Source organism: Dethiosulfatarculus sandiegensis (assembly GCF_000931935.2).
GTDB classification, from domain to species: Bacteria; Desulfobacterota; Desulfarculia; order Desulfarculales; family Desulfarculaceae; genus Dethiosulfatarculus; species Dethiosulfatarculus sandiegensis.
On the sequence record NZ_AZAC01000017.1, the window covers coordinates 25,915 to 52,793 of the forward strand.

At 55.1% G+C, this 26,879-nt stretch carries 23 protein-coding genes; 13 read left to right on the forward strand and 10 right to left on the reverse strand.

The features are described from left to right. Positions 1 to 67: 67 nt before the first annotated feature. Both X474_RS13170 and X474_RS13175 read right to left on the reverse strand, forming a co-directional pair. The gene (locus tag X474_RS13170) at positions 68 to 517 is read right to left on the reverse strand and encodes a Zn-ribbon domain-containing OB-fold protein (protein WP_044349535.1); all 450 of its coding nucleotides are present in this window, start codon (positions 515 to 517) and stop codon (positions 68 to 70) included. 3 nt (positions 518 to 520) lie between these two features. After that, on the reverse strand, positions 521 to 1,675 hold the full coding sequence (locus tag X474_RS13175; RefSeq protein WP_044349536.1) for a thiolase domain-containing protein: 1,155 nt from the start codon (positions 1,673 to 1,675) through the stop codon (positions 521 to 523). A 761-nt stretch (positions 1,676 to 2,436) separates the two neighbouring features. On the opposite strand from X474_RS13175, the gene serS reads away from it, so the two are divergent. After that, positions 2,437 to 3,714 carry a serine--tRNA ligase gene (gene serS, locus X474_RS13180; protein WP_044349537.1) on the forward strand — a complete coding sequence of 426 codons (1,278 nt, stop codon included), beginning with the start codon at positions 2,437 to 2,439 and terminating at the stop codon, positions 3,712 to 3,714. Between the two features lie 21 nt (positions 3,715 to 3,735). Next, positions 3,736 to 5,043: a penicillin-binding transpeptidase domain-containing protein gene (locus X474_RS13185; protein ID WP_197282094.1), complete on the forward strand. Its 1,308-nt coding sequence runs from the start codon at positions 3,736 to 3,738 to the stop codon at positions 5,041 to 5,043. A gap of 92 nt (positions 5,044 to 5,135) precedes the next feature. Here the strand turns inward: X474_RS13185 and queD are convergent, their stop codons facing one another. Then, positions 5,136 to 5,504, reverse strand: coding sequence for a 6-carboxytetrahydropterin synthase QueD (gene queD / locus X474_RS13190; RefSeq protein WP_044349539.1), 369 nt, complete (start codon positions 5,502 to 5,504; stop codon positions 5,136 to 5,138). 60 nt (positions 5,505 to 5,564) lie between these two features. Continuing rightward, positions 5,565 to 6,074: a zinc ribbon domain-containing protein gene (locus tag X474_RS13195; protein ID WP_044349540.1), complete on the reverse strand. Its 510-nt coding sequence runs from the start codon at positions 6,072 to 6,074 to the stop codon at positions 5,565 to 5,567. Between the two features lie 296 nt (positions 6,075 to 6,370). On the opposite strand from X474_RS13195, the gene X474_RS13200 reads away from it, so the two are divergent. Beyond that, the gene (locus X474_RS13200; RefSeq protein ID WP_044349541.1) at positions 6,371 to 8,086 is read left to right on the forward strand and encodes an FG-GAP repeat domain-containing protein; all 1,716 of its coding nucleotides are present in this window, start codon (positions 6,371 to 6,373) and stop codon (positions 8,084 to 8,086) included. Between the two features lie 93 nt (positions 8,087 to 8,179). Here X474_RS13200 and X474_RS13205 read toward each other — a convergent pair whose 3' ends face one another. The 3 genes from X474_RS13205 to ahbD form a co-directional block, all read right to left on the reverse strand. Beyond that, a complete protein-coding gene (locus X474_RS13205) occupies positions 8,180 to 9,169 on the reverse strand; it encodes an ABC transporter ATP-binding protein (protein ID WP_044349542.1) in 990 nt (329 codons plus the stop codon). Continuing rightward, positions 9,166 to 10,167 carry an ABC transporter ATP-binding protein gene (locus X474_RS13210; protein WP_044349543.1) on the reverse strand — a complete coding sequence of 334 codons (1,002 nt, stop codon included), beginning with the start codon at positions 10,165 to 10,167 and terminating at the stop codon, positions 9,166 to 9,168. The genes X474_RS13205 and X474_RS13210 overlap by 4 nt, the downstream gene beginning before the upstream one ends. A 192-nt stretch (positions 10,168 to 10,359) precedes the next feature. After that, the gene (ahbD, locus tag X474_RS13215) at positions 10,360 to 11,463 is read right to left on the reverse strand and encodes a heme b synthase (protein ID WP_044349545.1); all 1,104 of its coding nucleotides are present in this window, start codon (positions 11,461 to 11,463) and stop codon (positions 10,360 to 10,362) included. 210 nt (positions 11,464 to 11,673) lie between these two features. Here ahbD and X474_RS13220 point away from each other — a divergent pair, with 210 nt between their 5' ends. From X474_RS13220 to X474_RS13240, 5 genes are all read left to right on the forward strand, one after another. After that, a complete protein-coding gene (locus X474_RS13220) occupies positions 11,674 to 12,318 on the forward strand; it encodes a TetR/AcrR family transcriptional regulator (protein WP_044349547.1) in 645 nt (214 codons plus the stop codon). 13 nt (positions 12,319 to 12,331) lie between these two features. Then, on the forward strand, positions 12,332 to 15,616 hold the full coding sequence (gene icmF / locus X474_RS13225; RefSeq protein WP_044349549.1) for a fused isobutyryl-CoA mutase/GTPase IcmF: 3,285 nt from the start codon (positions 12,332 to 12,334) through the stop codon (positions 15,614 to 15,616). Positions 15,617 to 15,718: 102 nt separating this feature from the next. Continuing rightward, positions 15,719 to 16,294 (forward strand): hypothetical protein, encoded by a 576-nt coding sequence (locus X474_RS13230; protein WP_044349551.1) that lies wholly within the window; start codon positions 15,719 to 15,721, stop codon positions 16,292 to 16,294. A 28-nt stretch (positions 16,295 to 16,322) separates the two neighbouring features. Continuing rightward, positions 16,323 to 17,258: a universal stress protein gene (locus tag X474_RS13235; protein WP_044349553.1), complete on the forward strand. Its 936-nt coding sequence runs from the start codon at positions 16,323 to 16,325 to the stop codon at positions 17,256 to 17,258. Next, positions 17,255 to 18,154, forward strand: coding sequence for an MBL fold metallo-hydrolase (locus X474_RS13240; RefSeq protein WP_044349555.1), 900 nt, complete (start codon positions 17,255 to 17,257; stop codon positions 18,152 to 18,154). Before X474_RS13235 ends, X474_RS13240 begins: the two co-directional genes overlap by 4 nt. Here X474_RS13240 and X474_RS13245 read toward each other — a convergent pair. From X474_RS13245 to X474_RS13255, 3 genes are all read right to left on the reverse strand, one after another. Then, positions 18,132 to 18,851 carry a 3'-5' exonuclease gene (locus tag X474_RS13245; RefSeq protein ID WP_044349556.1) on the reverse strand — a complete coding sequence of 240 codons (720 nt, stop codon included), beginning with the start codon at positions 18,849 to 18,851 and terminating at the stop codon, positions 18,132 to 18,134. The two genes, X474_RS13240 and X474_RS13245, sit on opposite strands and share 23 nt — an antisense overlap. A gap of 14 nt (positions 18,852 to 18,865) precedes the next feature. Then, on the reverse strand, positions 18,866 to 20,800 hold the full coding sequence (locus X474_RS13250) for a putative nucleotidyltransferase substrate binding domain-containing protein (protein ID WP_044349557.1): 1,935 nt from the start codon (positions 20,798 to 20,800) through the stop codon (positions 18,866 to 18,868). A gap of 107 nt (positions 20,801 to 20,907) precedes the next feature. Beyond that, a complete protein-coding gene (locus X474_RS13255) occupies positions 20,908 to 22,206 on the reverse strand; it encodes a phenylacetate--CoA ligase family protein (protein WP_044349559.1) in 1,299 nt (432 codons plus the stop codon). Positions 22,207 to 22,494: 288 nt separating this feature from the next. On the opposite strand from X474_RS13255, the gene X474_RS13265 reads away from it, so the two are divergent. The 5 genes from X474_RS13265 to X474_RS13285 all read left to right on the forward strand — a co-directional run bounded on the left by X474_RS13265 (position 22,495) and on the right by X474_RS13285 (position 26,833). After that, positions 22,495 to 23,049: a YkgJ family cysteine cluster protein gene (locus tag X474_RS13265; protein WP_156360757.1), complete on the forward strand. Its 555-nt coding sequence runs from the start codon at positions 22,495 to 22,497 to the stop codon at positions 23,047 to 23,049. An 89-nt stretch (positions 23,050 to 23,138) separates the two neighbouring features. Continuing rightward, positions 23,139 to 23,624, forward strand: coding sequence for a rhodanese-like domain-containing protein (locus tag X474_RS13270; RefSeq protein ID WP_044349563.1), 486 nt, complete (start codon positions 23,139 to 23,141; stop codon positions 23,622 to 23,624). Further along, positions 23,621 to 24,094 carry a MauE/DoxX family redox-associated membrane protein gene (locus X474_RS13275; protein WP_052515186.1) on the forward strand — a complete coding sequence of 158 codons (474 nt, stop codon included), beginning with the start codon at positions 23,621 to 23,623 and terminating at the stop codon, positions 24,092 to 24,094. The genes X474_RS13270 and X474_RS13275 overlap by 4 nt, the downstream gene beginning before the upstream one ends. Positions 24,095 to 24,200: 106 nt before the next feature. Then, positions 24,201 to 25,592: an FAD-binding oxidoreductase gene (locus X474_RS13280; protein ID WP_052515187.1), complete on the forward strand. Its 1,392-nt coding sequence runs from the start codon at positions 24,201 to 24,203 to the stop codon at positions 25,590 to 25,592. Continuing rightward, the gene (locus tag X474_RS13285; protein ID WP_044349565.1) at positions 25,589 to 26,833 is read left to right on the forward strand and encodes a (Fe-S)-binding protein; all 1,245 of its coding nucleotides are present in this window, start codon (positions 25,589 to 25,591) and stop codon (positions 26,831 to 26,833) included. Before X474_RS13280 ends, X474_RS13285 begins: the two co-directional genes overlap by 4 nt. Positions 26,834 to 26,879 lie beyond the last annotated feature (46 nt).

Here is a 26,879-nt window from a genome sequence, read left to right on the forward strand (position 1 = left end):
GAAGAGGGCTTGATTTATCTGCAAGCTGAGAATGGGCGAGCCAATTCCCCTTTTTTACAGTTTAGGCTCAGGCGGGGGTGAAGACATAGTTGATCTGCCCGTTGGACAGGGTGTTGGCAATAGTCTTCATTTCCATGCCGACCTTTAATTCTTCAAAAGCCAGGTCGTCTGCAATACGGCCAAACACCTTGTAATCGCCGTAATCCAAAAGCGCGATGCTGTAGGGCAGGTCGTCTCCAAACCCCACCGGCGCATACATCAAACCGCCAAAGGCCACCAGCTTGCCTGTGCCGCCGACCTCAAACCATTCCATCTCCGCCTTGTCCAGGCATTTATAGCAATGGGCCCTGGGCGGGAAAAATTTGGTTCCGCAGGTCTTGCAGATCGTGCCGCAGATCTCCCCTGCTTCAAGCTTGTCCACAAAGTCGTTCACCTGGGTGGTGGCCGTGAAGCTGACTGTGCCGAACTTGTTGAAACGGGCGTCTATCTCTTTTTTCTTTTTCTTTTTGTCGGCCATGGCTCACCTCCCCAGGATGCTGACGTTGCCGTAAAGGCCCACACCGCCGATATTGTGCACCAGCCCTATCTCGGGGTCTTTGACCTGCATTTCACCGGCCTCGCCCCTCAGCTGCAAGACAATGGTGCGAATCTGGCTGCCGCCGGTGGCTCCTATGGGGTGGCCCTTGGAGAGCAGACCGCCGTCCACGTTAACCGGGATTTTGCCTTCTTTGTAGGTCTCCTTGGCCCGGATCAGCTCCGGCCCGCCTCCGGGCTCGGCAAATCCCAGGTCTTCGTAGGCCATCATTTCGGCGATGGTGAAGCAGTCGTGCACCTCGGCCACATCCACCTGGTCCGCGCTGATGCCTGCCATGGCGTAGGCCTCTTTGGATGCCATGCGGGCCACGGCCAGGCCGTTGAAAAGATCCCTGCCTGCCAGGTTCACCGGGTTGGAGGCCGATCCCAGGCCCAGGATCCATACAGGCTTATCGATCCCCAGCTCCTTGGCCTTTTTTTCGTTGGCCACGATCACGCAGCTGGCCCCGTCCGCATTGGCGCAGCAGTCAAAGACCTTGAGCGGCTTGGCCACCGGATCGGCGTTCATGCACTGTTCCAGCTCCACGCCTTTTCGGTAGACCGCTTTTTCATTTATCTGGCCATAGGTGGCGGCCTTGACCCTGATTCGGGCCAGGTCTTCTTCCTTGGCCCCGTAATGGTTGAGATAGGCGCTGGCATACATGGCGTAATAAGCGGGCATCATGGTGCCGAAGGGGCTTTCCCACTGGATGTCCGCGCCCCGGCCCATGCGCTCCTGGCTTTCCGCGCTGGTTATTTCGCTCATTTTCTGGAAGCCGATAACCATTACGCTGTCGTGCAGACCCGACTCAACCATGGCATAGGCCAGCTTGAGTCCGGTGGAAGAAGAGGAACAAAGGGTTTCAGCGTAAAAAGTGGGCTGGGGGGTGAGCCCCAGATACTCGGCTATCACACCTGCCGGTGAACGTTGTTTGTCATACTCGGGCGCAGAGCAGATAACAGTTGCGCCCACGTCTTTGGTCTCAATTGCCGCATCCTGCATGGCCTCGCTGAAGGCCTCAAAGGCAAGTTCGCGGATGGAGCCTGCGTATCCGCGAACAAATGCGGATTGCCCGACCCCGATGATGCCGACTTTCGCCATGACACGCTCCTTGGTCTCGGGAAAAAATCGTTTTCCCTGTCATTGACAGGGGTTTAGGTTCAGGTGGGAGCTCAACAGCTAAAATGTAGCTGCAATATAATTCAAATCCCGGCTGGTGACAAGAAAAACCTTGTTAGACTATAAGAAAGGGGTTTTTAGTGATAAATCCGGATAAAAACCGGCACGCGGAAATTATATTTCACCATAATTAATCTGGCTCGGCCCTTTGATAAGCATTAAAATTAAATTCCTGTTTGTATTATTAGCGCCGAGTTTTTTAGTCTGGTTTTAAAATCGGGTCCTGATTTCCGGTAATATAAGTAAAAAATAGGGATTTATGGATAGCCTGTTGATAAAAATGAGTCTTGGGTCTTGATAATCCGGTTTAATAGTTGAGGTGCGCGCGTTTTTGAGCTAGATTTCTTTATAAATGTGAAGATGTTATCCTTGTACATTCAACGCCCGGAAAAAGATGGAAAATTTTTCAGCGCCAAAGAGGTCTTAAAACAGGCGGCTTGCCAACCGGGGCCCGGCAGGCATAAAATTTGAAGTAACTATTAACGCAGGAAAAATTCATGGCCGGAGCCTGGCTGTTAAAGCCTGCGGGAATAAGATAAAGGGCCTGTGGGTGATCGTAAAGATTGCGGCTAAAGTCGCTCGGGCAACATGAAATCACCTGTAATTCTTAATTCATCAAAAAATCGGGTCGTGTTTGGCGGTCCGCTATAGATGCCAGAACATTTCGCCAAGGAGACTTGAAAGTGCTGGACCTGAAATTTGTACGCGAAAATTTTGAAAAGGTGAAAACTTCGGTGGCCCAAAGAAGGGCCAAGGTCAACTTGGAAGCCTTTCAGGAACTTGATTCTAAGCGCAGGGATATTCTGCCTGAGCTGGAGAGTTTACGGGCCAGGCGCAATCAGGTCTCAGCCGAGGTGGGCAAGATTAAAAAACAGGGCGGAGATCCTTCCGGCGTATTCGCCGAGATGAAGGAAGTCGGCGGCCGCATCAAGGAGTTGGAGGAAAAACTCTCCTCGGCCGAGGCCGGGCTGAAGGATCTGGTGCTCACCATCCCCAATATTCCCGACGCCTCGGTGCCGGAAGGCAAGGGCGAGGAAGACAACCCGGTGGTCTCCACCTGGGGTGAAAAACCCCGGTTTGATTTCGAGCCCCTGAATCATTGGGACCTGGGCGAGGCCCTGGATATCATTGATTTCGAACGGGCGGCGCGTATGACCGGGGCCAGGTTTGCGGTGATGAAAGGGGCCGGCGCCAGACTGGAGCGGGCATTGACCAGTTTCATGCTAGATATCCACACCACGGAGCACGGCTACACCGAACTCTTGCCGCCCTTTATGGTGAACAGTCAGGCCATGACCGGCACGGGTCAGCTGCCCAAGTTTGCGGAAGACCTGTTCAAACTGGAGAACACCGACTACTGGCTCATCCCCACGGCAGAGGTGCCGGTGACCAACATGCACATGAACGAGACCGTGGACACCGAAGAGCTGCCGATAAAGTACACCGCCTACACCCCTTGTTTCCGTTCCGAGGCGGGAAGCCACGGCAAGGATGTGCGGGGCCTCATACGTCTGCACCAGTTTGACAAGGTGGAGCTGGTGCGTTTCACCAGGCCGGAGGATAGCTTTGACCACCTTGAAGAGCTGACCGCCAATGCCGAGGAGATCTTAAGGCGGCTTAACCTGCCTTATCAGAAGGTGGTGCTCTGCACCGGCGATCTGGGCTTTTCATCTGCCAAGACCTATGACCTGGAGGTGTGGCTGCCCGGCCAAGACAAGTACCGGGAGATCAGCTCCTGTTCCAACTTCCTGGATTTCCAGGCCAGGCGGGCGGGGATCCGCTGTAAGGCCAAGGGCCAGAAGGGAACCGACCTGGTTCACACCCTGAACGGCTCGGGCCTGGCCGTGGGCCGCACCCTGGTGGCCGTCTTGGAGAATTACCAGCGGGCCGACGGATCGGTGGCCATTCCCGAGGCGCTGGTTCCCTATATGGGCGGCTTGACCGAGATTAAACCCGCTTAAATGAATTTGGGGAAGAATTTAATGAAACTCCTACGCAGGCCGATTTTCCAACGGGTCTTACAGGCCCGGTCGGCCTGTGTATTGTGTCTTCTGCTTTTGCTTGCCCTGGCTTTACCCACGCCGCTTATGGCCCAGACCACCTTGGGCAAGGAGCACATGCGCCAGCTTCTGGCCGGACATCTGACCCAGGCCACCAAAGGCGGCACCCTGGTTATCAAGGACAGCAGACTCGGCAAGGTGGTCATAGAAAACACCCTTGACCCCTACCTGCAGAAAAAAGTAAACCGCCTTTTAAAACACAGCCGCATGAGAAAGGCGGGCGTGGTGGTGATGGACGCGAAGACCGGGGAGATCCTGGCCTTGAGCGGGGTGAAGAGAAGGCGGCTCAAGCCCGAGGTGGCTCTTACGCCGGGAGGACCGGCGGCGTCATTGTTCAAGATCGTCACCGCGGCCGCGGCCATAGAAGACACCGGCGCCAAACCGGGGAGCAGGTTTAAATATGCCGGGCGCTCTCACACCCTTTATCGTTATCAGATCCGTAAAACAGTGCGCCGTAAAAAAAGGGTGATCTCCCTTAAATCCGGTTTTGCCAAATCCAATAACCCTCTTTTTGCCCGCCTTGGCATCTACCGGGTGGGGCTCTCCAAGTTAAAGGAACACGCCCTGGCCCTGGGCTTTGAAAGGCGCATCAATTTTGAGATGCCCACCGGTATAAGCAGGCTGGGCAAGGTGAATAATTCTTTTAACATAGGCGAACTGGCCAGTGGGTACCACCGCTACACCACCACCAGCCCCCTGCATGCGGCGGTGATGGTGGCTCCCTTTGTGAACGGTGGTCACCTGGTGGAGCCCTATGTGGTGCGAAAGGCGCTGGGCGCTGCGGGAGAGGTGCTTTATCTGGGGCATCCCAAATTCTCCGGCAGGCTTTACAGCCAGGGCACCTGCACCAAAATGTGCCAGTTGATGCGGGCCACAGTCACCGAAGGCACCGCCAGAGGGGTTTTCCGCAGGATAAGGCGGGACCGGGTGCTTAAGCACGTGGAGGTTGGCGGCAAGACAGGCACCCTGCGCAGCGCGGACCGGTCCGAGCTTTTTGTTTGGTTTGCAGGCTATGGCAAGGACACCCACACCGGCAAGACCGTGGCCGTGGCCACCATGGTTGCCCACGGCAAGGTGCGCAGGGGAAATCCCCGCAAGCTGGCCAGGCAGATTCTGCGCTATACCTTTGAGTCGGATAATTTGCGCAGGCAGGCCGCCTTGCAGAAACCGGTCAAGGTAACCAGCCAAAAGGCCGAATTGGCCGTGCCTTCCAAAAATCGGAAAAATTAAGCCCTGAAATTGAAAAAAATCCGGCTGCCCGGATTGTTTTATGAGCCCGGCTTGAAGCCGGGCTCTTACTGGGTATGGCGAGAAGATGAGAGCTATTCACCCAAATAGGTGGCCTTTGCATTGTCAGACTCCCAGGCCGAGACGCTTTTCATGGTGACCTGGGAGGGAAGGCCTTGGGCAATGGTACTGAAAAGGTGTTTGGCGATCTGCTCGCTGCTGGGGTTAAGCTGGTCAAACGGCGGCAACTCGTTCAAATACTTGTGGTCCAGCCTGTCCAGCGCCTGGTTCATGAGGGCCTTTAAGTCGCCAAAGTCCATGAGCAGGTCGGCTTTATCCAACTCGGTGCCGGTCACCACCACCTCGATCTTCCAGTTGTGGCCGTGAAGGTCTTCGCATTTGCCCTTGAAATTACGTAAAGAATGGGCAGCCGCGAACTTGCCCAAGACAGTTAATTCATACATGGAAAACTCCTTAACACAAAAAAACGGACTTGAATCTGATAGAGCCTTGAAATGGGCTTATCAGCTTTCCGTGTCCTGTTTTTTTTCGGGCCTGGAATTAGGTTCCTCTTCCTGTTTTTTTTCAGGTTCGGAATCGGATTCCTCTTCCTTTTTTTCCTCGGGTTGGGAATTTGTTTCTTCCTGAACCGTATCCAAAGGTTCTTCAGAAGCGACTTCAGGTTTGTAGGGTTTGCCGCATTCAGTACACTTGCCGTCAGGGCCGATAATCCCGATACACAGCCCGTCTGAACAGGCTATGCGTTCAGAGGGGTCAAAGGTGAAATCATCCTGGTCCTGATCCTGTTCTTCAGGCTCTGCGTGCCTGGAATGGCCGCAGCTTGGGCAGTAGTCGAATTCAGGCAGCAAAGGGCGGTTGCAGGAACTGCATTCAATCAGCTTGGGTTCTTCCCCGGCGGGCAGCGCCAGTTGGTGACCGCACTGGGGACAGAAATTAGCGCCCTCTAAAGTGGGCTGGCCGCATTGAGGGCATGTTTGCCCGGGTAGCTCTTTTTCACAATGTGGACAGTTCATTTATCAGTCTCCTGATTTGATTTGACCGTACCTCGGGCCTGGGCTTTTTGCCCGCCCGTCCAGGCAAATTTTGCGGCTAAACCGCTTCCGTGTCAACTAAAGTGGTAAAAGGGGTTGCCTTGACAGCGGTCAGGGCTCATGCTAGCTTACAATCTGCCATACTGGATTCAAAACTACCATTATAGTGGGTAATTTGCTATCCATAGGCATTTATTTGAAAAAGCGAAAATAATTTGACGCTGCATTCAAATTTGAAAATTCCACTAAGAACAAGACTAAAAATCACGGGGTGTAATATGCAGAACCGCCGGGTGCTTGGTCCGGTCCTTTGGGGCTTGGCCGTCTGTATGCTTTTTGTGACCCTTGGAGGCGGATATGCCCAGGCAGCGGCTCCCCAAAGGGTCGCGATCCTGCCTTTCACAGCCAATGCCAAGGATGATATTTCCTACCTGATCAAAGGTGTCAGGGATATGCTGGCCACCCGTTTGGCCTGGCATGACAAGGTAACGGTTATTGAACCTGATTTGGTGGCGCCTGTGATGAAAAAGGTAAAGCCGCCTTACAACGACGCCAAGGCCCGGAAAATGGGTAAGGAGCTCAATGCCCAGGCCGTGGTTTTCGGTTCCATAACCATGCTCGGCAAAAGCGTTTCCGTGGATGCCAGAGTGGTGAAGACAGGCGATGACTCACCGGCCTTGACCACCTATGTCCAGGCTTCGGATATGGACCAGATTATTCCGCAGATCAGCAACTTTGCCCAGCGCATCAATGCGGAGATTTTCAGACGGCCCGAGGCTGTGCAGGCCATGCGCGAGCAGGAGGCCAGGCCCGCCGAGGCAAAGCCGGGGGCAGGCGGCGACCAGCAGCAGACCGCCCAGGACTCCAATCTGAACAAGCTTCCTCCCCATATGAGCCCCTTGAACCCACTTTTTTTGCGCAGCCTTTCCGGGGTTGACTCGGATCGTTATTGGCGCAGCCCGCGTATAAAAGGCCAGATCACCTCCATCGCAGTGGCGGATATTGACCTTGACGGCAAAAACGAGATTCTGGCTCTGCACCACAAGGGACTTAAGGTCTATCGCCTGGCCGGTAAGCATTTTGCCCTGATCTATGAAATGAAAAACGGCCCCAAGGGCACCTATCTTTTTGTGGATGCAGCTGACATTGACCAGGACGGCAGGCCCGAGGTTTTTGTTTCCTGCTTAAACGACGAAGTCATCGAAAGCTTTGTCATGGTCTGGCAAAAGGGCAGTTTGGTCGTTAAATCCAAGAACCTGCCTTATTATTTCCGGGCCCAGCCCAGGCCGGACGGCAAGGGGGATATGCTCTTTGGCCAGAAAAAGGTTTTGGGCATGGCTTTCTCAGGCCCGATCTATGAGATGCAGGCCAAGGGCGACGGGTATGTTCCCAAAAGGGACATGAAAATGCCCGAAGAGGTCCACATCTTTAACTTCGCGGTGGCCGACTTAAACGGCGGCGGCAGCTACATGACCGTGCTTATCGGCCCTGCCTGGGATCTGCAGGTGTGGAACCGTAAGGGCACCCAGATGTGGATCGGCACCGAAAGCATCGGAGCCTCCAGCAAGTCCATTGTGTTGCCGGCCGGAAGCACCGGCGGCAACAATCCGGGCGATGAGGAGAGCTATTTCTATCTGCCGGTCAGGATTGTCACTACGGACCTCAACAAAGACGGGCGCACCGAGGTTGTCTGCGTTAAGAACAGCGACCGTCTCGGCAACATCATGGAAGTGCTGACTATGTATTACAAGGGCATGGTTTACGCCATGCAGTGGAACGGCATGTCTTTGATCGAGGATTGGCGCACCCCGCGCATCAGCGGTTACTTAAGCGACCTGGCGATCGCGGATGTGGGCAATGTGGGCAGGCCCGCCTTGGTCATGGCCGTTAACCAGGAGAAGTTCTCCGGACTTCTTTCCAAGGGAACTTCCCACCTGGTGGCCTTCACTTTAAAGGCCCAGAAAAAGAAGGCTAAAAAGAATAAGGGTTTATAAAGATAAAACCCTATAAGGCAATTAAACGGGCATGTCGCTTTGGTTTAAAGCGGCATGCCCGTTTTGATTTTATGGAAGCTTTTTAATGGCTGCTCAGGCGTAAAGGTGGCAGGCCATAAAGTGGCCGGGTTCTTTTTCCTTAAGCCCGGGCTCTTCTTTTGAACAGATATCCATGGCCTTGGGGCAGCGGGTGTGAAAACGGCACCCCGAAGGCGGGTTGATGGGGCTGGCCACATCTCCGATCAGAGGGGGAGGGGGTTGTTTTATATGGGGGTCCGCCACAGGCGCGGCCTGAATGAGCGCGTTGGTATAGGGGTGAATCGGCCCCTCGCCAAATCCCTTGGCACTGCTTATTTCTACGATTTTGCCTAGATACATCACCGCAATGCGGTCTGAAAGGTGCCTCACCACCGAAAGATCGTGAGCAATGAACAGATAAGTGAGGCCAAAACGTTTTTTGAGGCTGGCCAAAAGGTTCATGACCTGGGCCTGAATCGATACGTCCAGGGCGCTCACCGGTTCGTCGGCCACCACCAGTTTGGGGCGCAGGGCCAGGGCCCGGGCAATGCCGATGCGTTGCCTTTGCCCGCCCGAGAACTGATGGGGATAGCGCCTGGCCTGGTCCGCCCTCAGACCCACATCCTCCATGAGCCGGGCCACCTTTTGGGCCCTTTCCCGCTTGCTCCCCAGGCCGTGAATCTTAAAAGGTTCGCTTAAGATGCTTTCAACCGTCATGCGGGGGTTAAGCGAAGTGACCGGGTCCTGGAATACGATCTGCATCTCACGCCTTAAGTCACGCATCTTTTTGCGGGAAAGGCCGGTGATCTCCCGACCCTGGAAAAGGATTCTGCCCTTGTCCGGTTTAAGCAGGCCCAAGGCAAGCTGCCCCAGGGTGGATTTTCCACAGCCGCTTTCACCCACCAGGCCCATGACTTCTCCCTGCCTGACGGCAAGGTTCACCTGATCCACCGCATGCACCACCTGCTTTTGAGCGGCCATAAAGCCGGTTCCAACCTGGAAATGTTTCACCAGGCCTTCCAAGGCAAGCAGGTATTCGCTATTTGGAGCGCCGGTATGATTCATGCCGCGGCCTTTCTCTTTTTACGCACTTCCTTATGATGCAGAAAACAGCGCACCATGTGGCCGGAAGAAACCTCCACCAGGGCCGGCTCGGCCTCGCGGCAAAGGGAGAAGGCTTCCGGGCAGCGGTCCGAGAAGTTGCAGCCTTTGGGCAGAGCGTCCAGGGGAGGAACAACGCCCGGTATGGTGGGCAGATCCACTCCCAGCTCCTGTGACCTGGAAGGAAGGCAGGCCATGAGCCCTTTGGTGTAGGGGTGCAGGGGATGGTCGAAAAGTTCTGTTACATCCGCCTGTTCCACCAGACGGCCGGTGTACATCACCGCCACGCGATGGGCCATCTTGGCCACCACGGCCAGGTTGTGGGTGATCAAAAGAAAGGCGCTCTGGGTTTTTTGCTGCAAGGATTCCATCAAACCCAGAATCTGGGCCTGAATGGTTACGTCCAGGGCGGTGGTGGGCTCGTCCGCTATGATAAGGGCCGGTTTCAAAGCCAGGGCCATGGCGATCACCACCCTTTGGCGCATACCCCCGCTCAACTGATGGGGATAGGCCCCGGCCCTGTTCTCCGGGTCTGCTATGCCGACCTGGGCCAGGCTCTCTACGGTGAGTTCCCAGGCCTTTTTCTTATCCATTTTTCGATGAGCCAGGATCAGCTCCGAGATCTGCCTGCCCACGGTGAAGACCGGGTTCAGAGAGGTCATGGGCTCCTGAAAGATCATGGATATCTCAGCTCCCCTGATCTTTTGCAGGCGCTCAGTGCTTGCACCCAGCAGCTCCTCGCCCTTGAATTTGATACTGCCCCGGCTGACCCTGCCCGGGCTCGGCACCAGCCCCAAAATGCTTAAGGCCGTCATGGATTTGCCGCAGCCGCTTTCCCCCACCAGTCCCAGGATCTGGGCCGGGCGTATATTCAAGTCCAGTCCGTCCACTGCCTTGAGTTCGCCTTCGGGCCAGGGAAAAGAGGTCACCAGGTTTTTTATTTCCAGTAGTGATTCGCCCAATTGTCTCCTAATGAATAACAGTTTCGATTATCTACAATCTAGGCGCGGGTATGGGGTTCAGTCAAGCCAAACCGCCTGGGTTTTTAAGTTAAAAGAGCGGAATAAACTTTTCTTCGCAGGTAAAAATCCGCCCTTTAGAAGCAGTCTGCTTTTGAAGGGCGGAGATTTGACGGCTATATAACGGCCTGTCAGTTACGCCTTTTTATGTTTGGCGGGCTGGTAAAGGCAAAGCGGCTCCTCAGCCATTTCATCGCCGCTCACCTCATAGGCCCTGGCCCGGCAGCCACCACAGACCCGGCGGTATTCACAGATGCCGCATTTGCCCTTGAGCTTGTCTTCATCCCGCAGGCGGTTGAAAAGCTCGGATTCTTGCCAGATGGTGCTGAAGGGTTGCTTAGTCACGTCTCCGGCAGGCAATTCCAGGTAGCCGCAGGGCTGCACCTGCCCCACGTGGCTCACAAAGGCAAAGCCCTTGCCGCCCAGACAGCCTTTGGTCACTGCGTCCAGGCCATGGGTTTTGAATTCAACCTTTTCGCCCTTTGCCTTGGCCCTTTGCCGGATCACCCTGAAATAATGGGGCGCACAGGTGGCCTTGAGCTCCATTTTGGCGGTTTTCTTTTTCTCGGCAAACCAATGGAGAACATCTTCGTATTCCTGGGCGGTTATTATCTCGCCGGTTAAAGCCCTTCCCCTGCCGGTGGGCACCAAAAGGAAAATATGATGGGCAACCGCGCCAAGGTCTTCGGCCAGTTTATGGATATTCTCCATCCAGGGCAGGTTGCTCCTGGTGACTGTGGTGTTGAGCTGAAAATCAAGCCCCACCTTTTTGGCTGATTCCAGTCCTTCCAAGGCCTTGTCAAAGGCCCCGTCCAGGCCCCTGAAGGCGTCGTGACTCTTGGCGTCCGGTCCGTCTATGGAGACGCTGATGCGCTGAATACCCGAATCCACCATGCGTTGGGCTATCTCGTCGGTCATAAGGGTGCCGTTCACAGCCATGACCATTCTGAGGCCCAGGTCGGTGCCAAAGCGGGCCAGGTGAAAGATGTCCTTGCGCAAAAGCGGTTCGCCGCCGGTGAGGATAATAACCGGCTTGCCCATGGTGGCCAGGTCTTTGAGCATCTCCTCACCCTGGGCTGTGGTGAGTTCATTGGGATAATTTTCGTCTTCGGCGCCTGCCCGGCAGTGCAGACAGGAAAGGTTGCAGCGCCTGGTGGTTTCCCAGGCCAGAAGCCTCAATTCAGGTGTGCCTTTATGTCCATCGGCGTTCATATGTACGCCGGGATGGTTATGTGTCATGTGTACTCCTTGATTTTTGAGCACCGGAATGTAATACCGGCAGATTTGAATTCTAGCTTTGTTGGGCTTTTGCCGCAAGGAGATGGAAATAAATGATTCTTTATCAAATTAATTGACAAAATGGGTTAAGTTATATTACCGTGATAACTGAGCGAGCGCTCAGTCGCTAAAGCGGATGCCACGCAATCAGAGATGGATGGTTAACTACTAATGGAAAGACCCCAGGCAGGTAATCATTGGCGGGAGATACCAACCGAGGTCAAGGACCCTTCCCTGGTGACAGTCAGGAGAAGGCAGATAGTCGACGCGGCGGTAAAGCTCTTTGTGCAAAAAGGCTTTCACAAAACCACAACCAGGGAGATAGCCAAGACCTCGGGATTTTCCATCGGCACCTTGTATGAATATGTGAAGAGCAAAGAAGACGTGCTTTATCTGGTCTGCGAGGCGATCCACCAGGAGATGGAGGAAAAGATAACCCAAAGGCCCCAAAACCAGGCCAAGGGAGCCGTAGAGCTTAAAGAGGCGGTCAGGGGGTATTTGAGGGTCTGCGACCAGATGAGCGACCATATTCTTCTGATCTACCAGGAAACCAAGAGCCTGCCTTTTGAATCCATGCGTTTTGTGCTTAGTCATGATGAATATATTACCGAAATATTTGCCGAAATCCTAAGACGTGGGGTGGAGGATAAATCCTTGCGCCCTTTGAGTGAATCCAAAATGATGTTGTCGGCCCACAACATCGTGGTCCTGGGGCATATGTGGACCTTTCGCAGATGGTCATTGCAAAAGCGTTTCAGCCTGGACCAGTACATTGAATGCCAGCTTGAATTTTTGCTAAAGGAGCTGGCCTCTTAACGGGGGAGGAGTCATGGTAGTGGAAAGTGAGCCCTATGTACCCAAGCACAGTATCAGGGTGGTGACCGCAGCATCCCTTTTTGACGGCCACGACGCAGCCATCAACATTATCCGAAGAATTTTGCAAGGCACCGGGGTGGAGGTGATTCACCTGGGCCACAACCGTTCGGTTTCCGAGGTGGTCCAGGCCGCTGTCGAAGAGGATGCCCATGCGGTGGGGCTGAGTTGCTACCAGGGCGGACATGTGGAGTTTTTCAAATATACCGTGGATCTCCTGAAGGAAAACGACTGCGGCCATATCAAGGTCTTTGGCGGCGGCGGCGGGGTGATAGTGCCCGAGGAGATCAAGGAGCTGGAGGATTACGGGATTTTCAAGATCTATTCTCCGGAAGACGGCCGTAAGATGGGTCTGCAGGGCATGATAAACCATCTGGTCAGGAGTGTGGATTATGCCCTGGGAGACGGTCAGGGACCTGAGCTGGCCTCTGCTCTGGCCCCTTCGGCTCCCTCCAAGGTGGCCCGGGTCATGACCCTGGCTGAAAAGGCGGCCTTAAACGGCCGGGGAGGCAAGGCCGAGGCCTGGAAGGCCGCCCTGGGCAGTGCCATGGGAAAGAAAACGCCGCCTGTTTTGGGTATCACCGGCACCGGCGGATCAGGCAAATCCAGCCTGACAGACGAACTTCTTTTACGTTTCTTGCAGGATTTTCCAAAAAAGACCGTGGCTGTGCTTTCCGTGGACCCCACCAGGCGCAAGACCGGAGGAGCGCTTCTGGGGGACCGCATCCGCATGAACAGCCTGGTGAGCCCCAGGGTGTTTCTGCGCTCCTTGGCCACCCGCGGCTCGGGCATGGAGGTGAGCAAGGGGCTTTCCGGGGTCATAGACACGGCCAAGGCGGCGGGCTATGACCTGATCATTGTAGAAACTGCGGGCATCGGTCAGGGCGACGCGGCTGTGGTGGATATGGTGGATATAAGCCTTTATGTCATGACCAGCGAGTTCGGCGCGGCCAGCCAGCTGGAAAAGATAGACATGCTGGATTTCGCGGACCTGGTGGCCATAAATAAATATGACAGAAGAGGCGCGGAAGACGCCTTAAGGGATGTGCGCAAGCAGATGCAGCGCAACAAAGGGGCCTGGCACACGGACCCCGCCTCTATGCCTGTCTATGGGACCATAGCCGCCAAATTCAACGATGACGGGGTGACGGCCCTTTACCTGGCCCTTTTGGATCTCTTGAACCATAAATGCGGCCAAAAGCTTAAGACTTCCCGTCCAAAGGTGGAGGGCCATTCTTCCTCCAGCAAGACCATCATCGTACCGCCTGAACGCAGCCGCTATCTGGCCGAGATAGCCGACACGGTAAGGGGCTATCACGCGGAGACCAAAAACCAGGCCGAGATTATCCGTCTGGTCTGGCAGATGAAAAACACCCACGACTTGCTGGCCCAGAGCTGGCAAAAGGATAAAAAGCTGAAACCAGCCCTGGATGAGATGCGGGCCCAGGTGCACGGTCTGGAAGAGGGGTTCACCGAGGAAACTCACCAGCTTCTGGCCAAGTGGCCCCGGATGAAAGAAGACTATTCAGGCGAGGAATACGTCTACAAGGTGAGGGACCGGAAATTCAAGGTGCCTTTGATCACCACCTCCCTCAGCGGCAGCAAGATACCCAAGGTGTGCCTGCCCCGCTGGGAAGACCCGGGCCAGGTTTACACCTGGATGAGAAGCGAGAACCTGCCTGGTCATTTCCCCTATACCGCGGGCGTTTTCCCCTTTAAACGCACCGACGAGGACCCCACCCGCATGTTTGCCGGGGAAGGGGATCCCTTCCGCACCAACCGGCGTTTCAAGTTGCTTAGTAAAGACGCCAAGGCGGCCCGGCTTTCCACGGCCTTTGATTCAGTGAGCCTTTACGGAAATGATCCGGATGAACGGCCGGATATTTACGGCAAGGTGGGCAACTCGGGCGTGAGCATCTGCACCCTGGAAGACATGAAGGTGCTTTACTCGGGTTTTGATCTGGTGGATCCCAACACCAGTGTATCCATGACGGTTAACGGACCCGCCCCTGTAATGCTGGCTTTTTTCATGAATACGGCCATCAGTCAGCAGCTGGGAAAATTTGAAAAAGAGCATAACCGGGAACCTGAAAAGGAAGAAAAGGAAGAAATAAAGAAAAGGGTCCTGAATACGGTCAGGGGCACTGTGCAAGCCGATATCCTCAAGGAGGATCAGGGCCAGAACACCTGCATCTTTTCCACGGATTTCGCCCTGCGCATGATGGGCGATATCCAGGAATATTTCATTAAAAACAAGGTGCGCAATTTCTACAGCGTATCCATAAGCGGCTACCATATTGCAGAGGCCGGCGCCAACCCCATCAGCCAGTTGGCCTTTACCCTGGCCAACGGGTTCACCTATGTGGAGTACTATCTTTCACGGGGTATGAAGATAGACGACTTTGCGCCCAGCCTGAGCTATTTCTTTTCCAATGGAATGGACTCTGAATACACGGTTATCGGCCGGGTGGCCAGGCGCATATGGTCCATAGCCATGCGGGAAAAATATCAGGCCGGTCCCCGCAGCCAGATGCTGAAATACCATATTCAGACCTCGGGCCGCTCCCTGCATTCCCAGGAGATAGACTTCAATGACATAAGAACCACCCTGCAGGCCCTTTGCGCGGTTTATGACAACTGTAACAGCCTGCACACCAACGCCTATGACGAGGCCATAACCACCCCCACCGAGGAGTCGGTGCGCCGGGCTCTGGCGATTCAGCTCATAATCAACCGGGAATGGGGCCTGGCCAAGAACGAAAACCCCCTGCAAGGCGCCTTTATTGTGGATGAACTCACAGATATGGTGGAAGAGGCCGTTTTAAGCGAGTTTGAGCGCATCGCAGCCAGGGGCGGGGTCCTGGGGGCCATGGAGACCGGTTATCAGCGCTCCAAGATTCAGGATGAATCAATTTGTTACGAAACCCTGAAGCATACGGGCGACCTGCCGATTATCGGGGTTAACTGTTTTTTGAATCCTCAGGAGGATCAGGTGGTGCAATGCCAGGTTGAGCTGGCCAGGGCCACGGAAGAGGAAAAACAAAGCCAGCTGGACCGCTTGAAAGCTTTTCACCAGGCTCATGAGGACGAGAGTGAAAAAGCCCTGAAAAGGCTGCAAAAGGTTGTGCTTAAGGGTGAAAATATTTTTGCCGAGCTGATGGAGACGGTAAAGTCCTGCTCCCTGGGGCAGATAACCAGGTCCCTGTACCAGGTGGGTGGACAATACCGAAGGGGCATGTAACAAAAAGTGTAAAATATGTCAGACTGAAATTATGAGCCCCCTCACTTGTGGTTTCAGCCTTTTTAAAAATGTCGATCTGTTTTTACTTCCCTTGGAGCCTGCATGTTGTTGCGCTTTTTAAGGTGGGCGGTTTTTTCGGTGGCATTTTGCCTTTGCCTGATCTCAGGCCCGGCCGCTTATTGCGACGAGCCTCCCACACCGCCCGAGCTCGGGATCAGTGAGCAGGAGCTGACCCAAAAGGCCCGCTCCGGGCGTTTGAAAACCTCGGAGCTGATTCTGTTGGGGGAAGACCTTTCCTGGTTCACCAAGCTTAAACTTTATCTTTATTCCAAGGAGCTGGAGCCCTTTTTCCTGGGCCTGGAGGATGCCATAAGAGATTTGGCCCGCACAGACCCCAATGACCAAAAGGCCCTTGCCAGGTGCGGAAAAAAGGTTTTCGAGTCTTTGGCCCTTTCCAGAAAGCGCCTTGCCGAGGCCGGGAGGGGGGACCTTGAGCTGGAATGGCGTCGGGGCCTTGCGGGCTTGATTTTTTTGGATCATGACTGGCGCGGAAGGGTTTATGATCAGAAGAAAGATGAAATAAGAAATTCCTATGACCTGGTCCGTCTGCTTGACTGCATGGATGCGCGCCTGCGCGGCCTGGACCGGGGAGACCCCTTAAAATGTCCCTTGCGTTAGATCGGATCGACAAAGGAGGTGAGACAGGATGGAAAAAAAGGTTCTTTTGTGTGTGGACGGATCCCAGGCCTCCCGTTGGGCGCTGGATTATGTTTCCATGATGGAGAGTTCTGTGCTCAAGGGGCTTAAGATCACCTTGTTTCACGTCATGAATCCGGTGCCGCCTTTTTTGCGCAGGGAGGCCCAGACAAAGCCCGAACTGTTCCGCAGCCTGCGGGCCATGGAGCAGAAGTATCGCCAGGAGGCCAATGAAATTCTTGAAACGGCCAAAACCAGGCTGGTGGAACATGGTTCGCCTGCGGAAAATATCGAGACCTTATCAATGCCCAGGGCCTCTGACGCCGCCCGGGATATTTTGTTCCATTCCGAGCAGGGGCTTTATGACGCGGTGGTTCTGGGGCGCAGGGGCTTAAGCAAGGCCCAGGAACTGTTTGTGGGCTCTGTGACCAACAAGGTTGTGCAGCATGCGGACCGCACCCCGGTCTGGATCGTCGGCGGACAGGTGGAGAACGAAAAGGTGCTCTGCGCTGTGGACGGCTCCGAGGGATCGCTCAAGGCGGTGGATCATGTGGCCTTTATGTTGGGGCATAATCCGGATGTGATGGTGAACCTTTTTCATGTCACCGCTTCTTTGGCCAGCTATTGCCCCATAGATTTCAGTGAAGAGCTGCAAAAAGAGATCCAGGGGGATCTCATGAAAAGCGATCTGGAATGCATGGACTATTTCTTCAGCCGGGCGGTGAAGGTGCTGGAGGAAGGCGGCATTGACCAGAGCCGCATCTTAACCAGCATAAAAAGCACCACTCTGGGCATAGCCAAGGCCATTGCCAATGAAATGGAAGAAGGCGGCTACGGCACCCTGGCCATGGGGCGCAGGGGCGAGAACCGCTCCTTTTTCCTGGGCGGGGTGAGTGACAGGATGCTGGTCAAGGGGACCTCGGCCGCTTTGTGGATAGCGGGATGACTGAAAAACAAGCCCTGGCCAAGAATGTCTGGCGTCTGGGTAATCACCATATAGCCGCTTTTTTTATTAAGGGCAGTCACGGCCAGGCCTTGTTTGAAGTGGGAGTGGGGGCCACCGCGCCCCTTATTCTGAAGCAGATGCAGGAAGTGGGACTTGACCCTGAAAAGCCTCTCTATCTCATAGTGAGCCACAGCCACGCGGACCATTCCTGCGGCCAGGCGGGGCTTTTAAAAACCCTGTCCGGGGCCATACTGGTTATGACCGAACCCTGCCTCAAGCACCTGGGAAAACCTGCGGTGGCCAGGCACTTTAAAGAGGAAGACGATTTCACCACCCGGGCTTTGGGCCTTTCCAACGCGGCTGATCCCTTGCCCTTGCTTCCGAGACCGGTGAGTATAACCAGGTCCGGAGAAAGACTTGATCTGGGAGGGATTAGCCTTGAGTTTTTAAGCGCCCAAGGCCATGCACCCGGCGGAATTATGGCCTGGATTCCGGAAAAGGGTGTGGCACTTTGTTCTGATTCAGCCGGGTTTTTAAATAACAGCGGTCAGATTTTTCCTTTGTTTTTTGTTTCTTATAAAGTCTACATGGAAGAGTTGCAGGCCATAGCGAAACTTAATCCCCAGGTGGTCGCCCTGGGGCATCAGGCCTGGTTCAAAGGTAAGAAGGCAGGGGAATACCTTGAAACGGTCCGACAGGAGATGGAACAGGTCCGGCAAGGCATAAGAGACAGAAAGCTGAGGGGGATTTTAGACCAGGATCAGGCCAGGGAAATGGCCAATAGCTATTATCAAGGGGAATTGACCATTTACCGGAAAAGGGGGATTTACATCTGCTGCGACCTTTTGGTAAAGAGAGCCCTGGAAGACCAGCCTATTGAACCAGGCCCACCTTGATAAGCCTACGCAGGCTCACCGGCTTTTTACTATCCATGAAAATCGCCATGCGTTGAAAGATCAGGGCTGTGGCCAGACAGTCGCCAAAGGCGGTGTGCCGGTCGGCCAGGTTCAGGTTGAATCTGTTGCAGAGTGCATCCAGGGTGCATTGCCTGCGGTTTCGGTTTATGCCGTAAGGATCGTGGGGGAGAATCACCTGTTCGCACATGCGAGCCGTATCCAGAACCGGGTTCTGCAAGGCAAAGCCGTAAAGCCGCTTCATGGTCAGGTTAATAAAATGCAGGTCAAAGGCCGCGTAATGGGCCACCAGTATATCCGCCCCCAGAAAATCCAGAAAATCCTCAAAAACCAGGCTTGCCGGTCTGGCCCGGGCAACCTGGTCCGGCTTTATACCGTGGATCTTTATGGATTCGACCGGTATGTCGCGTCCCGGATTCACCAGTTCGTTAAAGCGGTCGGCCAGACGCACCCTACCCTTTACCAGGCGCACCGCGCCCACACTCACCACCCGGTCCTTTTGCGTGTCCAGGCCCGTTGTCTCCAAATCCACAACCACATAATTGAAGTCGGTATAGGGCAACTCGGGTTTGTATTTTTTCAGGACATGAAGGTTTTTTCGGGCTCTGGCCGGCAATTCCCGGCTGCCCACCCTGGCCCTGGTCAGGCGGTTTTTCAATCTGGCTTTTAAAAGGGACAAACTTTTTCCTTTTTTCAGGTAACCAGCCAGGTCTGGAAACGGTGTTCCAACAGGTCCTGCAACCGGTTTATCACTGTGAAGCTCTCCTTAAGCATGCTGCGCTGAAGCTTGTTGAGGCCCGCGGGATTGAGGAAGTTGTCCGGTTCTTTTCCGTGGGCCCGGTCTTCCAGATGCCTGGTGATGCGCAAAAGGGTTATAAAACAAAAGGCCTCTTCCAGGTCCGCGGCGAAATCGCCCTTTAAAATTCCCCTTTGAGCCAGTTCCCTTAAACGGAAAAGGGTGTTTGTCTCTTTTATTCCCTGTTCCAAGGAAAGCACCCTGGCCGCGTCAACCAAAGGGGTGAGGCCGCTTAGTTTCAAATTGAGTTTGTTCTTATGCTCCCCCGATTTTTCCACCACAAATTGCCTGAAAAAGCCCAAGGGGGGCCTGTTGTAAAGACCGTTTTTGGCCATGAAACGCAAGAAAAGCCGATTTGCGTCCATGGCCCTGCCCAGCTTGGCGGCCAGGTTGTCCAAGAAATCGGCCTCCACCATAATTCCGCGGAAATCAAAGAAAATGCTGGCCAGCCTTAAAGTCTTGGGATTGGGCTCCCTGACCCAGGAGATAAAGGTCTTTATCCATCTTTCCTCGGTTTGGCAGCATTTGGGGTTGCTGGCCATAACCCCGCCCTTGCAACGGGGAATACCGCAGCGTTCCAGTCCGGCCACAACCTGCTCGCCGAATTCCAGAAACCAACCCTGGATCTGGTCGTGTTTTTCCGGCGGTACATTGGCAAAGATAATGGAGTTGTCCTGATCTGTGCGCAGGGTCTGTTCCCGTCTGCCCTCACTGCCCAGGGCCATCCAGACATAGCGCACCGGCGGGCTGCCCAGGCCTGATGCCTCCATCTGGTTTTCAATTATGTGGATTAATTTTCTGACCACCCGGTCGTTAAATTCGGTGACCAGCTCCAGCATGGTCTGGGCGCTGCCTCCCTGGCGCAAAAGCATCTCCAGGATGCGGTCCACCCTTTCATGCTGACGCACCAGGTCGTCAAGTTTGGTGATTTTGTCTATGTCCCTGGCCACGGCCACCGGCGAGGAACCGGTGAGAGTCTGCAGGTCGTGATCGCTTAACACCCCCACCACCCGTTCATTATCCGTGACCACCAGGTGATGCACCCCGTGACGGCTCATTTGCAAAAGGGCCTCGAAGGCGAATTTATCCGGGGTTATGGTGTGAAGGGGCTGGCTCATGACATGATAAACGCTGGCGCCGTAGTCCATTCCTCGGGTCAGGACCTTGGTCCGCAGATCCCGGTCGGTGACTATGCCGACCGGAACGCCTGACTCCTCCTTGATCACCATGGCCCCCACCTGGGCCTGGGTCATGCGGCGGGCCGTTGTACGGATGCTGGTGGCAGGCAGGCAGGAGAGCACCTGGCGGGACATAAGCTCGCCCACCCGGCTGCGCACCAAGGCCGCCTCTAAATAAAGCCCGCCCAATCCGGTGACCTGGGGCAGCTGATTGTCCTTGCCCTTGCGCACCGCCTCCAGGTTTCTGGCCAGGGAAAAGGCAAAATGGCGCTCAAACACCTGGTTCTCCTCCACCAGGCGCTTGAAGTTAAAGGCAGGTAAAAGATAGCAGATCAAGTCCTCCCTGGCAGACACCTCAAACAGGGCCTTTTTGCCCTGCAAAAGGCTTAAGGCCCCAAATGAGTCGCCCTCTCCCCGCACATCAACCAGGATTTCGCCTTCGTCGCCGGGCAGGGTGATTCTGGCCGATCCTGACTGGATGATATGTAAGAAAGAAGAGGGCGGGCCGCCCATGGGGATGATCACCTCGCCCTTGGGGTAAAAGGCAATCTCCATCTGGGAGACCACCTCTTCCAGGGCCTCCCTGTCCAGGGCGTCAAAGGGGGTGACTGTGGCTACAAAGGCCAGCACCCTCTCCAGAGGAAAATCGGTCATGAATCCGCCTTGGTTGTAATCTGAAAAGCCACAGCCGCTTTTAAAACGGCTGTGGCTTTTTTACGGTTTAAGGCATGGTGAATGACCTTGCCGGGAGTTTTGGGTTTTTACATATTGCGGGCGTCAAAGACCCTCTTGGCCTTGCCCTCGGAGCGCTCAATGCTCTTGGGCGGCACACAACGGACCTTGACCCCGATGCCGATGATGCCCCTGATGCGGCTTTCGATCTTGTGAGCCACTTCGACGAGTTTTTCTTCGCCCAGATCATAGACTTCCGGCTTGGCTTCCACATCCACGCTGAGTGCGTCGAGATAACCCTTTTTGCGGATTATCAGCACATACTGGGGCTCAACCTCTTCCACATCCAGCAGAATGGATTCTATCTGGCTGGGGAAGACGTTGACGCCGCTGATGATCAGCATGTCATCGCTTCTGCCGTAGACCTTCTTCATCTTCAAAAGGGTGCGGCCACAGGAGCAGGTCTCCCGCTTCAGCTCGGTTATGTCCCTGGTGCGGTAGCGGATCATGGGCATGGCCCTGCGCTGGATGGCGGTGAAGACCAACTCGCCCTTTTCACCGATCGGCAGCACCTCTTCGGTCACCGGGTCGATGATTTCGGCCAGGACATGGTCCTCGTTTACATGCAGGTATCCGTCCTGGGCCGAGCAGTCAAAGGCAACGCCCGGTCCCATCAGCTCGGTCAAGCCATAGGCCTCATGGGCCTTGATGCCGATGCGATCCTGGATTTCCTTCCTCATCTCCTGGGTCCAGGGTTCGGCCCCGAAGACACCCACTCTCACCGGCAGCTCCCTTAAGTCCACGCCCATGTCCTTTGCCTTTTCAGCAATGGTGAGCGCATATGAGGGAGTGGAAAAAAGGACCGTGGTTCCAAGGTCTTGCATCAGGGTTATCTGACGTTCGGTCATGCCGCTGCCGGCCGGAATAACCGTACAGCCCAGGGCCTCGGCCCCCTGATGGAACCCCAGGCCGCCGGTGAACAGGCCCAGGCCATAGGCGTTTTGTGCGATATCCTCCGAGGAGACACCCGCTGCCATCAGGGTGCGGGCCATGCAGTCCTTCCACTGGTCCAGGTCTTCCTCGGTGTAGGGACCGGTTATGGGTTTACCGGTGGTGCCGCTTGAGGCATGCACCCTGACCACCTTGGTTGGGTCGACCGCACAGAGGCCAAAGGGATAATTATCCCTCAAGTCGGTCTTGACCGTGAAGGGCAGCTTGCCCAGGTCTTCCAACTGGTTGATGTCTGCGGGGGAAACGCCTAGCTCGTCAAATTTCTTTTTGTAAAATGGGATTTTTTCGTAAACCCAGGCCGCAGTCTCTTTCAGTTTATCCAGCTGAAAGGCCTGCATCTCATCGGTGGACATGCTTTCGAATTTTTCTTGCCACATACTCACACCCCTCCCTCATGAGAGTTCCATACCCCGCACAAGACACACTTGTCTCAGACCCGTCCCAATAGAGGACAATTCCGTCAAAACGCAGGGAGATACTGTGATTCTTTTAGCATAGCCAAGTTGCGCGGCGCAAGCTACTTTTCAGCTGAAATATAACTCTATTGTGGCTAGATTTATTTAGAAAGGGACAAAACGGTTGTGTCTGGGGGATTTTTCCCTTAAACCAGACAGAGGAATAAAAAAAGGCCTTTCACCCAAAATCCTTTGGCGGGAACAAAAAAAGTGCCTCCCCGGAAAGAAAATATCTGCGCCCTTTGCCACGGCCAGAGAACAGGCTGCTGCACCCTTGGAGCAGGGTCCCAAGAGCAGATGTTCGGCCTGACCAAAGACGAGATTAAGGAAATGGCAAAGGCAAGCGGACTCGCACCCCGCGATTTTGTGGTTGAAGACCGGATAGGCAGGGATTTTCAGGATCTGCTTCGTTCCATAAACCCGGTCTTTTTAAAGACCATGCCGGGGGGAAGACGTTTGAGGCTGCGCCTTAATCCCTTTGGGGACTGCATTTTTCTGGGCAGCCGGGGATGTACGCTTCCCCGCCGGGCAAGGCCGATCTATTGTCGCCTTTATCCCTTTTGTTTTACGGCTGAGGATCGCCTGATGGTGCTTTTGTCCGACACCTGTCTGGCCCAGAAAGGGGCCGGATCATGGCATGATGTGATTGAGCGCATGGGTGAGGATGAAACCGGCCTGCGTCGCCTTTTCGCAAGGTTCAAGGAAAACGCAAGGGAACACGCCGAGTGGGCCGCGGCCGGGGGGACTGTCGACGAACTGAATTAAAACCAGGGGTTTTATTCGGAACAGGCGTCCTGGTATAGTTTTTCCGAAAAGGTTTTTCAAAGCGACTGTTTAAGAGGATTTTAACTATCATGCTCGAACAGAGAAAACCTAAAAGCCCCTGGTTCGCCTTTTTTGCCATTGGCGTGTTGGCCGTGCTCTGCGGTCTGGGATTCAATTTTTTCATGCCCCAGGGCATTGGGCTCAGGCCCTCCTATGTGGAATCTCCCTTGTGGAAATCGGTTGATCTTAAGGAAGCCATGAACCTTTGGATCAACGGAGCCGGTTTTGTGGATGCCAGGGATCCGGGAGACTATAAGCTTGTGCGGGTGAAAAGGGCCGTCAATCTTTATCCCGCTGAATATGAAATTATCTATCCCCTGCTCAGCGAACAGCTCAAAGGTTTTTCCTCCCTGGTGGTCTACGGCCGCACCATTAGCAGGTTTCCGGCGGCCCAGGTGGCCCAGAAGCTGTCTGAAGCGGGAATAAAAAAGGTGTTTGTTTTGGATGCCGTTTTCGAAGATCTGGAGGAAGCGGGATTCCCCTTGCGCAAAAGGGCAAGGAGGCAAACCTCATGAAAGGTCTTATGGAGTTGATTTCCCTGGCCGCCAGACTTTTTCTGGCCTGGCTCTTTATCTATGCCTCCTATGACAAGGTGTGGGACCCGGCCGGTTTTGCAGATTCCGTGGCCCGTTATGAGGTGTTGCCCCTGGTTCTGGTAAACTCGGCTTCGGTTTTTTTGGCCTGGGTTGAGATGATTATAGGGGTGTTCCTTTTGGCCGGGGTGGCAACCCGCTCCTCAGCCCTGTGGGCAACCCTGCTTCTGGTTGTTTTCACTTCTTTGATGCTTTATGCCGAATACACCGGCGCGGGCTATGACTGCGGATGCTTCCCCGGGCAACACGATCAGCACACCGCCGGACTTGAGGCCGCTTTGAGAGATCTGGCCTTTTTGGCTCCCGCCCTTTGGCTGCTTTTCAAACCAGGCAACAGGCTTATCTTCAGTTTTCGGTTGAGAAGAAGAAGGACAAGCCGCATTTCCCTGTAAATGGAAGATATAAATAAAGACCCTGGATCTGGTTGCGGGCAGGGTCCATAGAGTATATTTGCCTGAGTTGAACCAAGACAGTTATTGCATACCGGAGGCCGGACCTATGGATAACCAAGCACATCAAGCCATCAGCCAGGCGGCAGGTCCTGGCAATTACACCAGGTCCCCCAAAACCCGCATGGCCTTTGCCTCTGATGCCACAGGACGGTTTTTCCCGCCCGAGGGTGTGGTCAGGGCCAGGGATATGGAGCAGGTGTCGAAGGTTATGGCCGCCTGCACGGCCACCGGCACCCCAGTGGTTCCCAGGGGGGCGGGCAGCGGCATAACCGGAGGCGCCCTGCCCGTGGACGGGGGGGTTGTCCTGGACCTGGCGGGCCTCACCGAGATAATCAGGATCAGCCCCGAGGATCAGCAGGCTATTGTGCAGCCAGGCGTGATCACAGCCGAACTTTCGGCCCGGGCCAATGCCCAGGGCCTTTTTTATCCGCCGGACCCGGCCAGCAGCAATTTCAGCTCTCTTGGCGGCAATGTGGCCGAGAACGCGGGTGGTTTAACGGCGGTCAAATACGGGGTCACCCGCGACTATGTCATGGCGGTAAAGGCGGTGTTGCCGGACGGACGCATCTTCAAGACCGGTTCCAGGGCCATTAAATCCGTGGTGGGCTATGATTTGACCCGGCTTTTGGTGGGAAGCGAAGGCACCCTGGCCGTTTTGATGGAACTCACCTTGAAGCTTATGCCCCTGCCCGAGGCCAAGTCCACCATGACAGGGGTTTTTACAGACCTGGATCAGGCAACCGCGGCCGTTAAGGAACTTTTGCTCAGCGGAATCAGGCCGGTGGCCCTGGAGTTCATGGACGGGGGCACTTTAAAGGCTGTGGAAAAATATGCCCACTTAGGTTTGGACCCCAAGGCGGAGGCCATGCTTTTGGTGGAGCTGGACGGACCGCCCGAGGTCTTGAATCGTCAGTCTGACCAGGTGGTGGGTATCCTGAAAAAAGCCGGTGGATCACCTGTTGAGAAGGCGGCGAGCGAGGCTGAGGCGGACCGCCTTTGGAAGGCCAGGCGCTCCATTTCACCGGCCATGTTTCAGATAGCCCCTTCCAAGCTGAATGAGGATATCGCCGTGCCCTTGGGCAACTTGGCCGAGATGGTGAGGCGCATTAAAAAGACACGGGAAAAAAGGAAGTTGCCTATTGCCTGTTTTGGCCATGCCGGTGACGGCAACCTGCATGTGAATATCATGCACGACGCTGCGGACCCGGACCAGAGGGCCAGGGCATTGGAGGCGGTGAGCGACGTGTTTGCCGATGCCCTGCACCTGGGCGGCACCTTGAGCGGCGAACATGGAGTTGGCCTGAATAAACTGGGCTATGCCGGGGCTGAGATAGACCCGGTGGCCTTGGACCTTATGCACGGCATAAAAAAATTGTTTGATCCGGCCGGTGTCCTGAATCCCCACAAGGCCATCCCCTATCCGGAGATCCTGTCATGACCGGCGCTGCCAACCCCAGGGAATCGGACGATTTCAGACAGGCCCTTGATTCCTGTGTGAGTTGCGGCTCCTGTCAGAGTGTCTGCCCGGTCTACAAGGTCTCCCGCCAGGAGGAGCTGGTGGCCAGGGGCAAGTTGATGCTTTTGAAAGGCTATGAAAAGGGCTTTTTAAAGGCTGACTCCCAATTGCTCGAGATAATCAGCCGTTGTCTTTTATGTGGCCGGTGTACGGACAACTGCACCAACAAGGTGAGGGCCATGGAGGCCTTGCGCGAGGCCAGGGCCAGGCTGGCCCGGGAAACAGGGCTGCCCTTTGTTAAACGGCTTATGATCGAGCAGGTTATTCCCAAGAGCGAGAGGCTCGATAAACTTGTCCGTCTGGGATATTTGGGGCATCCCCTTTTCAAGGGGCTTTTGTCTGCCCAAAGCGGTTTGAACTTGAGCCTGCCCGGAACTGAAGGCCTGGAAAAGCTGCCCCGGGCGGCGGGGCATTCCTACCTCTCCCTGGCTCCCAGGGTGGTGCAGGGGCCCAAGGGCGCACCCAAAGTGGCTTTTTTCGTGGGCTGCATGGCCAATTACCTGCGTCCCGAGTTGGCGGAAAAAGCAGTGGCGCTTCTCAGCCGCAGGTTTACCGTGTTTATTCCCCCTGATCAGGGGTGCTGCGGGCTGCCCGCTGTTTCAGCCGGGCTCACCCTTTCGGCCAGGGAGCTTGTGGCTGGAAACTTAGAAGCCCTGAACCGGGGGGAGCCGGATCTGATAATCACCACCTGTGGGTCCTGCGCCTTTGCCCTGGCCAGGGAAATCCCCAGACTCGCGCCGGAGACGGACCGGAAATCGGCTTCTTTGCTGAGCGCGAAGGTCAGGGAGATCAGTCAGGTGCTGGCTGAAGAGCCCGGTCTGGTGCAAGGCCTGGCCCGGCCAAAAGGGCCGGTGGCGGTGCATGACCCCTGTCACTTGAAGCTGGGGCTTTCCGTTTCAGAAGAACCCAGGGAGATGCTCAAGGCCGCCGGGGCGGAGTTGGTCCCCATGCAGGGCCAGGATGAATGTTGTGGTGGCGGAGGACTTTTACCGGCCAATGAGCCTGATTTGGCCGGCCGTATATTCGCCCCCCGCAAAGAGGCCTTTGCCAAATCCGGGGCATCGGTGCTGGCCACCAGTTGCAGCGGCTGTTTTGCCCAATGGCGCAGGGGGCTTGACCAGGGTACTCCTGTGGTGCATCCCCTGGAACTCCTTACGCTTTAGACTTAACCGCCTTATTGGTCAAGGGTAGCCGGTGAGAGATATTTCA

Coding starts and splice junctions, on each gene's coding strand:
- X474_RS13240 (WP_044349555.1), top strand. CDS start 17,255: ATGACTGAAAAACAAGCCCTGGCCAAGAATGTCTGGCGTCTGGGTAAT.
- X474_RS13195 (WP_044349540.1), bottom strand. CDS start 6,074: ATGAACTGTCCACATTGTGAAAAAGAGCTACCCGGGCAAACATGCCCT.
- X474_RS13275 (WP_052515186.1), top strand. CDS start 23,621: ATGAAAGGTCTTATGGAGTTGATTTCCCTGGCCGCCAGACTTTTTCTG.
- icmF (WP_044349549.1), top strand. CDS start 12,332: ATGGTAGTGGAAAGTGAGCCCTATGTACCCAAGCACAGTATCAGGGTG.
- X474_RS13255 (WP_044349559.1), bottom strand. CDS start 22,206: ATGTGGCAAGAAAAATTCGAAAGCATGTCCACCGATGAGATGCAGGCC.
- ahbD (WP_044349545.1), bottom strand. CDS start 11,463: ATGACACATAACCATCCCGGCGTACATATGAACGCCGATGGACATAAA.
- X474_RS13235 (WP_044349553.1), top strand. CDS start 16,323: ATGGAAAAAAAGGTTCTTTTGTGTGTGGACGGATCCCAGGCCTCCCGT.
- X474_RS13280 (WP_052515187.1), top strand. CDS start 24,201: ATGGATAACCAAGCACATCAAGCCATCAGCCAGGCGGCAGGTCCTGGC.
- X474_RS13200 (WP_044349541.1), top strand. CDS start 6,371: ATGCAGAACCGCCGGGTGCTTGGTCCGGTCCTTTGGGGCTTGGCCGTC.
- X474_RS13230 (WP_044349551.1), top strand. CDS start 15,719: ATGTTGTTGCGCTTTTTAAGGTGGGCGGTTTTTTCGGTGGCATTTTGC.
- X474_RS13220 (WP_044349547.1), top strand. CDS start 11,674: ATGGAAAGACCCCAGGCAGGTAATCATTGGCGGGAGATACCAACCGAG.
- X474_RS13205 (WP_044349542.1), bottom strand. CDS start 9,169: ATGAATCATACCGGCGCTCCAAATAGCGAATACCTGCTTGCCTTGGAA.
- X474_RS13250 (WP_044349557.1), bottom strand. CDS start 20,800: ATGACCGATTTTCCTCTGGAGAGGGTGCTGGCCTTTGTAGCCACAGTC.
- X474_RS13185 (WP_197282094.1), top strand. CDS start 3,736: ATGAAACTCCTACGCAGGCCGATTTTCCAACGGGTCTTACAGGCCCGG.
- X474_RS13170 (WP_044349535.1), bottom strand. CDS start 517: ATGGCCGACAAAAAGAAAAAGAAAAAAGAGATAGACGCCCGTTTCAAC.
- X474_RS13270 (WP_044349563.1), top strand. CDS start 23,139: ATGCTCGAACAGAGAAAACCTAAAAGCCCCTGGTTCGCCTTTTTTGCC.
- X474_RS13175 (WP_044349536.1), bottom strand. CDS start 1,675: ATGGCGAAAGTCGGCATCATCGGGGTCGGGCAATCCGCATTTGTTCGC.
- X474_RS13285 (WP_044349565.1), top strand. CDS start 25,589: ATGACCGGCGCTGCCAACCCCAGGGAATCGGACGATTTCAGACAGGCC.
- queD (WP_044349539.1), bottom strand. CDS start 5,504: ATGTATGAATTAACTGTCTTGGGCAAGTTCGCGGCTGCCCATTCTTTA.